The organism is Dietzia sp. WMMA184 (genome assembly GCF_002441635.1).
GTDB classification, from domain to species: Bacteria; Actinomycetota; Actinomycetes; order Mycobacteriales; family Mycobacteriaceae; genus Dietzia; species Dietzia kunjamensis.
This window is the reverse complement of the sequence record NZ_NXEI01000001.1, coordinates 3338347-3349284: the sequence shown is the minus strand read 5'-3', so window position 1 is coordinate 3349284 and position 10938 is coordinate 3338347. Positions and strand designations below refer to the sequence as shown.

Here is a 10938-nt window from a genome sequence, read left to right as displayed (position 1 = left end):
CACTCGTCTGGCCGGGCCCGTCACCACCCGTCGTACCCCGGCGCCACGGTGGCCCACGGCGCGGCCGCCTCGAGCTGCCCCGACAGCCGCAGCAGCAGGTCCTCGCGCCCGTAGTCGGCGACCAGCTGCAGGCCGACGGGCAACCCGCGGTCGTCCGCGGCCAGCGGCAGGGAGATGGCCGGCTGCCCGGAGAGGTTGAACATGCTCGTGCACACCGAGAACGCCGAGGACCGCGTCCACATCGCCTCCGGGTCGGTCGGGTCGAGGTAACTCAGCTCCGGGGTGGTGGAGGGCAGCGTCGGCAGCATCAGCACGTCCACGCCACCTGGCCCGAACAGTTCGGCCACGCGCCAGCCGGTCCGGGTGGCGGTCTGCAGGGCCCGCGCGACGTCGGGGGCCGAGTGGGTCATGGCGTTGTCGAGGATCACCCGGGTCCAGGGCTCGATGTCGTCGTCGTCGAGGTCTCTTCCCAGTGCGGCGAGGCGCGCGTCGATGGTCGCCCGCAGCTGGGCGCCCATGATGGCGCCGACGGCCGACATCCCCTCCAGCACGTCGACGTCCAACTCCACCTCGCGCACGTCGTGGCCGAGCCCGGCGAGCAGCTCGGCGGTGTGATCGACCGCGGCGCTGCAGGCGGGGTCGGTGGGGAACGGTCCGGGCGCGACACGCAGCATCCCCACGCGCAGGCGGCCGGGGTCGGCGCCGACCTCGTCGAGGAAGGGCCGCGGCGGCGTGGGGGCCCCGTAGGCGTCGCCGGGGCGGTGGCCGGCAACGGCGTCGAGCAGCGCGGCGCTGTCGCGGACGGTCGTCGTCAGAGCGTGGTGGTAGGACAGGGGCGACGACAGCGCGTCGGGGTGCGGCCACGTGGGCACGCGGCCGCGGCTGGGCTTGAGTCCCACGAGCCCGCACATCGCGGCGGGGATTCGGATGGACCCGCCGCCGTCGGTGCCGTGCGCGACCGGCACCATGCCCGAGGCGACGGCCGCCGCCGATCCGCCGCTCGACCCGCCGGTGGAGTGCGCGGTGTCCCACGGGTTGCGGCACGGCCCGTGCAGGAGCGATTCGGTGGTGGTGGACTTGCCCATCTCGGGCACGTTGGTCGTGCCGAGCACCACCATCCCGGCGGCCTTGTAGCGCTGGACCACGGTGCTGTCCACGTCGGCCACGACGTCGGCGAACAGCCGTGAGCCGTCGGCGGCGGGCAGGCCGGCCACGTCGGTGCCGAGGGCTTTGATGACGATCGGCACGCCGCGCAGCGGGCCGTCGGGCAACCCGGCCTCGACCTCGGCGCGCGCGGCGTCGAACCGGGTGGAGACCATCGCGTTGAGCTCGGGGTCGAGCCGCTCGATACGGGCGATCGCGGTCTCGAGCACCTCGGCGGCGCTGGTGGCACCGGCGCGGATGTCGGCGGCCAGGGCGAGCGCGTCGCGGGTCAGGGTGGGGGTGTCGGTCACGGGGTGGCCTCTCGTGGGCGTGGGGATGGGGGGGACGACGGTGATGATGGTGACGACGGGGACGACGACGGCGACGACGGCGACGACGACGACGACGACGAGGTCAGCCCCAGCGGGACTGGCCGCCGTCCAACGGGATGGTCGCACCGCTCAGATACGAGGCCTCGCCGGAGCACAGCCAGGCGACGGGGCGGCCGATGTCGGCGAGGGGGTCGCCCACCCGGCCGGCGGGTATGCCCGCGACGAACTCGGCGGCCTCCTCCGGGTTGTTCTCCATCCACCAGTCGAGCCCGGGGCTGTGGGCGTGCGGGGCCACGTTGAGCGCGCGGATCCCCTCGGCGGCCCACTCGTAGGCGGCGGCGCGGGTGAGGGCGCGGACGGCTTCCTTCACTGCGGAATAGACGCCGTAGTTGGCGGCGTCCCAGCGCACGGCGGCGGAGGTGACGAGGTTGATGATCGTGCCGCCGCCGCGCTGTGCCATCTCCGGCCGGGCGAGCTTCATCAGGGTCAGCGAGACGCGGGGGCCGCCCTCGAAGGCCTTGCGGAAGTCGTCGTCGGGGTAGTCGGACAGCGGCAGGGGCATGGCCATGTTGGCGTTGTTGACGAGGATGTCCACCCCGCCGAGGCGCTCTACGGCTGTGGCGATGATCTGCTCCGGTGCGCCGTCGGTGACGATGTCGGCGGCGAGGCACTCGGCGGTGCCGCCGGCGGAGCGGATCTCCTCGGCGACGCGTTCGAGCTTGTGCATCCTGCGACCGACCAGCAGGACCGCCGCGCCTGATTCGGCGAGGCCGAGCGAGATGCCGCGGCCGACGCCCTGTCCTCCGCCGGTGACGATCGCGGCCTTGCCGGCCAGGCGGTTGTCGCGGTCGGCGCCGGACTGTGCGGCCGCGCCCGGCTGGTCGCTGCCCGCCCCGGGCGTGCTCTGGGTGTTCTCGGTCATGGGGTCCTCCGTGGTTGATCGGGATGTCGGTCGTGTTCGTTCATGCGGTGATGATGGTGACGAGGCCGGCGACCACCACGAGGGCGATCACCGACGAGCGGAACACGTGGGTCGGCAGACGTGTGGCGATCGCGATGCCGAGCTGGTTGAACGCCACTCCGACGACGACGGAGGCCGCGAGCATGGGCGTCAGTTCCCGCAGGTCGACGTCCGTGCCCGCCCACAACAGCGCCAGGGACACGATGCTGGTGACGACGAAGTAACCGGCGAGGTCGGCGATGAAGCTCAGTGGGGGCAGCCTGGCGCGGCTGAGCAGCAGCACCACGGGCGGCCCGTTGAGTGAGGTGGTGGTGGAGAAGTAGCCGCCGATAGCGCCTGTGACCGCGGTGAGCCGGGCCGACGGCGGGCGCGCCACGCGTGCGGTCGGAAGTGCCATGGCCAGCCCACACAGGATGGTGATGACCCCCGCCGCCGGTTTGAGGTGCTCTTCGGGCAGCATGCTCACGGTCTGCACGCCCAGCCAGGCACCCGGGAGGCTCGCCCCGCCGAGGATGGCGACGCGTCGCCACTCGATGTGCTGGCGGAGTTGGTAGGTGACGCCCACCCTCGTCACCAGCGCCACCACGAGATTGACCACGACCGTCTCGGTCAGGCCGATGCCCGCCATGAGCATGAACGGGGTCGCCATGAGCGACGTGCCGAATCCGGTCATCCCTCCTATGACCGAGGCCACTGCCACGCACACGGCCGCGACCCAGATCAACTCCATGACGGTCCGTCCGACCTCCTACCGGTGCCCGGTGCTGCTAGTCGGCGCTCGACGGTGCGAGGTGGTTGTCGTTGAGCTGGAAGCTGGGCACGTCCTTGAGGTTGATCATCGCCTCGTAGGTGCGCTTGTAGCCGGTCTTCGTGATCATCCAGCGCCCGTCGATGCGGGCGTAGGTGTCGGAGTAGAACGCACTGCCGAAGATCATCGTGTCGAAGGCGGGGACGATCACCCGGTCCTGCAGGTACCAGCGGCCGGTGGCGGTGTCGCCGTCGACCTCGATCTCCGGGTGGTGGGCCTGGTGCTCGGTGATGACGTCGTTCGTCATCTGACCCTGCAGTCCGGAGACCACCTCGTCGCGGCCGGTGTAGGACAGGCGCTTACCGTAGGACGCGGTGACGTCGGGCGCGAGCGTCTGGGCGAGCTCGTCCCACAGCCGCAGGTCGACGCAGCGGAGGTAGCGGTACTTGAGTGACTTGATGGCGTCGATGTCGTCGCGGCGGTCGGGAGTGCTCATCGCTGGCCTTTCGCAGAGGGTCGGGGCGCGCGTGTCGCGCGCACAGCAGCGACTGTAGTCAATTGTGTACAGTTCGGGAATGGAAACCGGGAAGAATGCCGTCGGAGGCGCGTCGGGCGCCCGGAACGGCGACGACAACCGCCGCGACGACGACAACCGCGACGACGACAACGAGGGCAGCCCGTCCCCCACACGCCCGACCGGCCGCGACGAGGTCCGCTCGGCCGTCATGCGGGAGGCCCGCCGGTTGCTGTCCGAGCGCGGTCCGAACGTCCCGCTGCGCGATATCGCCGACGCGGCGCAGGTCAATCTCGGCCTGATCCACCGGCACATCGGGCGCAAGGACGCGCTGCTCACCGAGGTGATGCAGGATGCGGTGCGTTACGGTGCCGCCCGCCTGGAGGACCTCGACGACGCCGGTGAGGCCGCGCGCGGGATGCTGCTCGGGGCCTCGTCGCACCCGGAGATCAGCCGACTGCTCGCGTGGCTGGCCCTGGACCGGGAGGCGGCGTTCCCGCCGATGCTCGACCCGTCGCAGCGTCCGGCGGCCGCGTTGCGGCGGATGACCTCTCCCCCGCCCGCCGGCGACGTCGAGCTGCTGCTGGTCTTCACCGCCGTGTACGCCTGGCCCGTGCTGCGGGGGGCACTGCTGGACGCGCTCGACATCCCCGAGGCCGACCGCGACGGCATCGACGAGCGGCTGGCGGATCTGCTGGCCCGCGTCATCACCGGCGACCGCTGAGGCCCCCGCCCGGCCCCTCAGCGGTCGGCAGGCCCGTCGGGTGTGGCGTACTCGGCGGGTGTGGCGTGCTCGGCGGCGGGTGCCGGTTCGGTCGGCCCCTGGTCGAGGCGGAACGGCGGGTACTCGTCGCGCAGCAGCAGAACGTACGACGCGACCCGGTAGACCCAGCGGTTGAGGCCGACGTTCAGAACGAACAGGCCCGGCAGGTAGCGCCCGGTGAACAGCAGGCCGATCGCGGCGATCAGCACCAGGAGTCCCAGCAGGGTGAAGCCGACGCTGATGCCGTCGTTGTCGGTCGAGGCGTCGACCGCCGCCGCGCCACTGCCGGTGATGATGCCGACGATCAGCAGGTGCGGGATCACCAGTAGCCACCACTTGACCAGCACGAGACCCCGCGACAGACGTTCGGGGTAGACGACGTCCAGATCGGCGGGGTAGTCCGCCCGGCCCAGCGCGAAGGGCGGGTACCGGTCGGTGCCCAGGGCGGCGTAGGCGTAGAAGCCGACCCGCCAGTGCCACCGCATCGCGCCCACGATGAAGGAGAACCACGAGCGCGGGTAGCGGCCGGTGAACAGGATCGCCAGGCCCGCGGCCACCGTGACCACGACCGCGGCGAAGCCCAGGACCGCCAGCACGATGTAGTGCGGAATGGCCAGCGCCCACTTGATCAGCCACAGTGCGCGGGAGACGCCCGGATCCAGATGGCCGGTCAGCCGCAGCGGATCGGGGCCGGTCAACCGGCCCGTGACATCAGCGCCCGGGACGCCCGCGGTTCGGCGTTCGACGTCGCGCCCCAGCCCGGCGGCGCCGAGCAGGATCAGCGGGATCCCCAGCACCAGACCGACGATCCCGGCGATCAGCGTGGCCGGGTTCGCGAATCCGAACAATTCGGTGTGGGCCCCCGCCTGCACGTCCACCCACACCGGGCGGTTGCCGTCGCTGTTCATCACGACGATCACCCAGTTCCCGGACTGCAAATCCACATTGAGGGTCTGCTGGGTGGAGCCGGTAACAGAGCGCTCCCAGAACCGCTCGTCGGCGGGAGGGCCCGGCACTCGCGTCCCGGGGACCTCGTCGACGTCGTCATTCGAGCCTGATCGGCCGGTCCAGTCCGAGGCGTCCATGCCATAGCCGTCGGCCCACGGGTCGGTGCCGAACACGGCGTGGGGCACATCCCGGAGATACTCGTCGACGGCATCGGCGGGCGCCATGCCGAGGAACACCCGTTGTCCCGGGACGACAGGAGTGGCGCGGACCCGGACGCTGATCAGGTCCTCGAGATCGAACGCACCCGAGGAGGCAGCCTGGTCCTCGTCCAGGTTGAGGGTGAACGGGGCCGTGATGATCGCGTTGCCGACCGAGCGGAACTGCTCGGTCTCGGTGTACGCATACCGCCCGTCCCGCTGCGAGGCCTCGGCGACGGCGAGAAAGATGCCCGCAGCGCTCAGCGTCAGGCCCAGCGCCGTGAGCAGCACCCCGGCGACGAGCATGATCCAGTTGAGTGGACGGGTCCCCTGCCCGGATCTGGGCGGGGCCGTCGAGCCGGGGTTCGGATCGGAGTGGGACGGAGCGGGTTGCGGAGCACCCATAGCGGTTCCTCAGGAGTAGGTGTCACGACACTCGTCTGGATCGACGATGCCGTCGTAAAGATGACTATATCGTTATATTCGCAGTGTAACTGCGTCGATTGTGTGTCGATTTCCCGTCCGGCCTCGACCCCCTCCGCCGCACCCGGCGGTGGCCTAGGGTGACGGGGTGATCCGCCGCCTCGTCTCCCGCGCCTTCTGGTTCTTCAGCCGTTGGGAGTTGTCGACCCGACCGGCTCCGGATCGACCCACGGTGCTCTTGGGCGCACCGCACACGTCCAACTGGGATTTCGTGTTCATGCTCGGCATCGCCTGGCGACTGGGCATCGACATGCACTGGCTCGGCAAGGCCAGCCTCTTCACCGGGTGGCGCCGGCCGATCATGCGGGCGCTCGGTGGGGTTCCGGTCGATCGGGCGAACCCCGCCCGGGTCGTCGAGGACATGGTCGGGCAGGTCCACGCGGGCGAGACGTTCGGCCTGGTCGTCGCCCCGGACGGCACCCGCGGCGGGCACACGCACTGGAAGTCGGGTTTCTACCGGATCGCCCGCGAAACCGGCATGCCGGTGACGCTGGGCTACGTCGATCGCAGCACCATGACGACCGGGCTCGGCCCGACGATCGATCTGACCGGCGACGTGGCCGCGGACATGGACAGGATCCGTGCCTTCTACGCGGACAAGGCCGGGTTCCATCCCTCACAGCGGGTCGAGCCCCGTCTGGTCGACGAGCGCCGGGCGGCGGGCACGGATGCCGAGTTGCCGCAGGAGCAGCTCGACTGACGTCCGGACTGCTGTCGGGTTCCCGGCCGCGCTCGTCGGTGCGGGATACTGGCTCCGTGGACGGCCTGCGCGTGACTCCGGGGCCCGGCGCGCCCCGTGGCCTCACGGTGCCGGCGGGAGACCTGGTCGAGCGCTTCTCGAGGTCGTCGAGCCCCGGCGGCCAGCACGTCAATACCGCCGATTCGCGCGTGCAGCTGAGCATCGACCTGGGCACCACGACGGCGTTGGACGAGGTCCAGCGCGAACGGGCCCTGCGCACCCTCGCCCCGAAACTGTCCGGCACGGTCCTCACCGTCAGCGTCGAGGAGAACAGGTCGCAGCGGCGCAACCGGGCGACGGCACGCCGGCGCCTCGGAGAGCTGTTGCGTGACGCGGTGGCGCCGCCGGTCGCCAGGCGTGCGACCCGACCCACCCGCGGTTCGCAGCGGCGACGTGTCCAGCATGAACGCCGCCGGGCCGAGATCAAGCGCAACCGCAGACGCCCCGACCACGACTGATGCCCGGTCGCAGGTCAGGCCAGGCCCGTCGCGGGGAGCGAGACGAACCCCCGGGTGAACGGCGAGAGCGCCCGAACCGCCGAGTCCCGGTCGACCCCGACCGTCGGGTGCGCGGCGTAGAGCTCCTCCACCGCGATGCGTGCCTGGAGCCGCGCGAAGTGCGAGCCGATGCAGAAGTGCGGGCCGCGGGCGAACCCGAGGTGCCCGCTGATCTCGCGCGTGATGTCGAGCTGCCCGGCGGTCGGACCGAACTCGCGCTCGTCGCGGTTGGCCGAGCCGTAGAGCATCATCACCTTCTCCCCCGCCGGGATCGTCGTCCCGCCGACGGTCACCTCGCGGGTGGTCGTCCGCGCGAGCGCCTGCACGCTCGACTCGAAGCGCAGGCACTCCGAGAGCGCGCCGGGGATCAGCCCGGGGTCGGCCGCGAGCATCTCGCGCTGCCGCGGATGGGAGTCGAGAAGCGCGACGGTGTGCGAGATGAGGTTGCCGGTGGTGTCGTTGCCGCCGGCGACGATGACGAAGCAGAAGCCGAGGATGTCCCAGTCGTCCAGCCGCTCGCCCTCGATCTCGGCCTGAGCCAGAGCGGAGATGAGATCGTCACCCGGGTGGGCTCTCCGCTCGGCGATGAGTTCACCGAAGTAGGCGAACATCTCCGCCACCGCATCCACCGCCCCGCCCTCGAGGCCGGCCGGGCGGAATCCCTCCTCCTGCAGGGTCGTCAGCGCGCTGACCCACGGGCCGAACAGCGGGCGGTCCGCTGTCGGCAGGTCGAACAGGTGGGCCAGCACGAATGTCGGGATCTGCGCACTGAAGTCGCGGTGGAGATCGACCACCTCGTCGTCGTCGTACCTCTCGGCCATCTCCGCCAGCCGCCCACGGACGAAGTCGCGGATCCGCGGCTCGGTGGCGGCGACGCGCTTCGGGGAGAACGCCTTGGCCAGCAGCCGCCGCTTCCCGGAGTGCTCGGGCGGGTCCATCATGACGATGGTCGGGGCCAGCCCCAGCTTCTCGATCTCGTCGCGGTAGAAGGTCAGCCCGCTGGCGGAGGAGAACGTCCCGGGATCGCACACGGCGGCGTCGACGTCGGCGTAGCGGGACAGCGCCCAGAAGTCGGGGTGGGCGGTGGTGCCGTCGCCGCGGTGATGGTGCACCGGATCGGTCTCGCGCAGCAGCCGGTAGCCCGGGTAGGGGTCGGCGAGGTGCGCGGGGTCGAACGGGTTGAACGTGGGGGCCGTCGCCGGCTGCTGGGTCATGGCGGGCTGGGTCATGGCGCCATTTAACACGGACTGTTAAACAAGGGGAAGGGCCCCTCTAGACTCGAGCGCGTGCCCCGCCCCACCACCCCGCGCTCCACTACCCCCCGCCCCACCACACCCCGCGCCACGGCCACCCGCGACGCTCTCTACCTAGCCGGACTGCGCCGCTTCGCCTCGGACGGCTGGCGGACGGCACGGGTCCGCGACATCGTCGCCGATGCCGGCCAGGGCAACGACTCCGCGATCAACTACCACTTCGGCGGCCGCGCGGGACTGCTCCGGGAGGTCCTGGACCGCGGCGTCCTGCGGATGGAGGCCGAGCGACGCGCGGACCTGCGAACGTGGGTGTCGTCGCCGCCCGACCTCGCCGAGATCGTGCGGGCGGTGGTGTCCCCGTTGGCGGACCTGTTGGACGACGACGAGGGCCGCTGGACGCTCCGGGTGATCGGCCAGCTGGGAGCACTCGCGGAGGTGGGCCGGACGGTCAACACCGGACCGGTCGCGGACACCGCACTGCAGGATCAGCTGGAGATGCTGGTCGCGGCCGCGACGGCGGCGTGCGGCCCGGACCTGGCCCGCCACCGGGTCCGCCAGTTCATCGTCATGCTCACCGCCGAACTCGCGGCGCGGGCCTGCGATCCGCCGGAGGTCGGCCCCCCGCACGGCACCTATGTGGCGGACCTGATCGACGGGTTCGCGCGAGGGCTCGCGCGGCCTGCGCCCCGCCCCTGAAGGACACCTCCGAGCCCCCCCACCAGGCGTTATATCGTCTTGATCTCAGGCCTTGCGCCACCGGGCGGCACTAGTAGCGTGGAGGTATGAGCACTTCCGAGATGATCACGTCCCATCCGAATCCGACCGACGGCCTCGACGTGCACCTGCTCGCCGAGGCAATCGACGCGGCCGCGTCCTGCGCCACCACCTGCACGTCGTGCGCCGACGCGTGCCTCGCCGAGGAGTCCGTCGCCGACCTGCGCGACTGCATCCGCACCGACCTCGACTGCGCGGATGTCTGCGCCGCCACCGCCGCCCTGCTGAGCCGCCGCACCGGCAGCAACCTCGAGGTCGTCAAGGCGCAGCTGACGGCGTGCCGGACGGCCTGCGCCGCCTGCGCCGACGACTGCGAGCAGCACGCCGAGATGCACGAGCACTGCAAGCACTGCGCCCGGGCCTGCCGCCGCTGCGAGAAGGCCTGCGCCGACCTGCTCGCCGCGATCGGCTGAGCCTCCGGCGGCGGCCGGGCTCACGATCAACAGCGCCCCCGGTGGCGGCCGCGCGAGCCGTCTGGACCGGCAGTCACTTCCGTTCCGCCAGTCCACGGCCCACCTCACCGAGGCGCATGAAGTAACGCTTACCAAACTCCCGGCGATGATACTGCTGGGAGAAGGGGTGGTGAGTGTCTCCCGCAGTCGCACAGAGCCGATCCGCGGCGGCGCCTTGCCGAGGGAGACACGATGGTCGGCTTCAGGCGGCCCAGACACACAGATCGCCGCCCAGTCGGAGACGACGCCGCCACCCGACAGGCCCCGTCCCCGGCTCACGGCACCACAAAAGGCGCTCCGGGCCCGGCCTCCCCTCCGGGGCTCGGCTGGGCCGTCCTGGGTGTGGCGCTCCTCCTCGGCCTGTTCTTCCTGGTGCCGCTGGGCCTGGAGCGATCGGCTGCGGTCGTCCCGACCACATCCGCCGACCCCGTCCCGCAGACTCCCGGTCCACAGACCTGGGTCCTGTCGTCGACCGTCGCCGTTCCGGGCCCGAACACCGGTGACTCCGAGGCCGATCGCGACCCGAAGGGCGCCCGCGCCACCGGAGACGACAGGGGCGGCGACGGCGACGGCGACGGCGACGATTCGGCGTCCGTGATCATCCGGGTCCCCGCCGCCGGCCCGACCCCTGAACCCGGGGCCGTCTCGGCGACCACCACGGCGCATTCCGCCGCGCCGTCGGGCGGGTCCTCGCTGACGTCCGCGACCGTGCCGACGATGTCGACGTGTCCACAGCCCGCCCCGACCGGGCTCGCGCCGAGGCTCGCGGAGAAGCTGGGTGCGGATCTCGGTTCGACCTCCGGCACCGGCGGCGGCACCGGCGGGGCGTGCGCGGGCTGACCTGCAGCGTCACCCCCGGCTGCGGAGAACTAGAGCCCGTACTCGATCAGCGGCTTGCCCTGGGCGTCGACGAGCACGGTGAACCCGCCCCCGCTCCCACCGGCCGAGCGCCACAGGTAGCAGACGCCGGTGCGGGTGTCGCGCAGGATCTCCGCGGTCCCGCCGAACCCCATCGACTCGGAGTGGATCTTCTCGAACCGCTTGTCCTTTTTCGCCATGCGCCCATCGTGGCACCGGCGGGGTGTGCCGGACAAAGGTACGACGACGACGAGGTCACCCCGCCCCGGGATCCGA

The 10938-nt window shown here is 71.5% G+C and carries 13 protein-coding genes; 6 read left to right on the top strand and 7 right to left on the bottom strand.

Annotated elements, in window-relative coordinates:
• Nucleotides 1-20 precede the first annotated feature (20 nt).
• From CK206_RS15440 to CK206_RS15425, 4 genes are read right to left on the bottom strand one after another with little or no spacing between them, the layout of a single operon-like run.
• Nucleotides 21-1601 carry an amidase gene (locus CK206_RS15440; RefSeq protein WP_371606968.1) on the bottom strand — a complete coding sequence of 527 codons (1581 nt, stop codon included), beginning with the start codon at nucleotides 1599-1601 and terminating at the stop codon, nucleotides 21-23.
• Nucleotides 1558-2397, bottom strand: coding sequence for an SDR family NAD(P)-dependent oxidoreductase (locus tag CK206_RS15435; RefSeq protein WP_254050627.1), 840 nt, complete (start codon nucleotides 2395-2397; stop codon nucleotides 1558-1560). The genes CK206_RS15440 and CK206_RS15435 overlap by 44 nt, the downstream gene beginning before the upstream one ends.
• Nucleotides 2398-2437: 40 nt before the next feature.
• On the bottom strand, nucleotides 2438-3166 hold the full coding sequence (locus CK206_RS15430) for a sulfite exporter TauE/SafE family protein (RefSeq protein WP_096906943.1): 729 nt from the start codon (nucleotides 3164-3166) through the stop codon (nucleotides 2438-2440).
• Nucleotides 3167-3203: 37 nt separating this feature from the next.
• On the bottom strand, nucleotides 3204-3680 hold the full coding sequence (locus CK206_RS15425) for a nuclear transport factor 2 family protein (protein WP_096906942.1): 477 nt from the start codon (nucleotides 3678-3680) through the stop codon (nucleotides 3204-3206).
• A 79-nt stretch (nucleotides 3681-3759) separates the two neighbouring features.
• On the opposite strand from CK206_RS15425, the gene CK206_RS15420 reads away from it, so the two are divergent.
• Nucleotides 3760-4422 carry a TetR/AcrR family transcriptional regulator gene (locus CK206_RS15420; RefSeq protein WP_254050626.1) on the top strand — a complete coding sequence of 221 codons (663 nt, stop codon included), beginning with the start codon at nucleotides 3760-3762 and terminating at the stop codon, nucleotides 4420-4422.
• A gap of 17 nt (nucleotides 4423-4439) precedes the next feature.
• Here the strand turns inward: CK206_RS15420 and CK206_RS15415 are convergent, their stop codons facing one another.
• Nucleotides 4440-6011, bottom strand: a complete 1572-nt coding sequence (locus CK206_RS15415; RefSeq protein ID WP_254050625.1) for a DUF4389 domain-containing protein — start codon at nucleotides 6009-6011, stop codon at nucleotides 4440-4442.
• A gap of 166 nt (nucleotides 6012-6177) precedes the next feature.
• On the opposite strand from CK206_RS15415, the gene CK206_RS15410 reads away from it, so the two are divergent.
• Nucleotides 6178-6789: a 1-acyl-sn-glycerol-3-phosphate acyltransferase gene (locus CK206_RS15410; protein WP_096906941.1), complete on the top strand. Its 612-nt coding sequence runs from the start codon at nucleotides 6178-6180 to the stop codon at nucleotides 6787-6789.
• Nucleotides 6790-6845: 56 nt separating this feature from the next.
• Nucleotides 6846-7286, top strand: coding sequence for an alternative ribosome rescue aminoacyl-tRNA hydrolase ArfB (gene arfB / locus CK206_RS15405; protein WP_096906940.1), 441 nt, complete (start codon nucleotides 6846-6848; stop codon nucleotides 7284-7286).
• A 14-nt stretch (nucleotides 7287-7300) separates the two neighbouring features.
• Here arfB and CK206_RS15400 read toward each other — a convergent pair whose 3' ends face one another.
• Nucleotides 7301-8554, bottom strand: a complete 1254-nt coding sequence (locus CK206_RS15400) for a cytochrome P450 (RefSeq protein WP_227022231.1) — start codon at nucleotides 8552-8554, stop codon at nucleotides 7301-7303.
• 57 nt (nucleotides 8555-8611) lie between these two features.
• Here CK206_RS15400 and CK206_RS15395 point away from each other — a divergent pair, with 57 nt between their 5' ends.
• The 3 genes from CK206_RS15395 (at nucleotide 8612) to CK206_RS15385 (ending at nucleotide 10644) form a co-directional block, all read left to right on the top strand.
• Complete coding sequence (locus CK206_RS15395) at nucleotides 8612-9274, top strand: TetR/AcrR family transcriptional regulator (protein WP_096906938.1); 663 nt, start codon at nucleotides 8612-8614, stop codon at nucleotides 9272-9274.
• Between the two features lie 86 nt (nucleotides 9275-9360).
• Nucleotides 9361-9765, top strand: coding sequence for a four-helix bundle copper-binding protein (locus tag CK206_RS15390; protein WP_096906937.1), 405 nt, complete (start codon nucleotides 9361-9363; stop codon nucleotides 9763-9765).
• A 381-nt stretch (nucleotides 9766-10146) separates the two neighbouring features.
• Entirely contained in the window at nucleotides 10147-10644 is a 498-nt protein-coding gene (locus CK206_RS15385) for a hypothetical protein (protein ID WP_096906936.1), read from the top strand.
• A 29-nt stretch (nucleotides 10645-10673) separates the two neighbouring features.
• Here the strand turns inward: CK206_RS15385 and CK206_RS15380 are convergent, their stop codons facing one another.
• On the bottom strand, nucleotides 10674-10862 hold the full coding sequence (locus CK206_RS15380; protein WP_096906935.1) for a DUF6440 family protein: 189 nt from the start codon (nucleotides 10860-10862) through the stop codon (nucleotides 10674-10676).
• Between the last annotated feature and the right edge of the window lie 76 nt (nucleotides 10863-10938).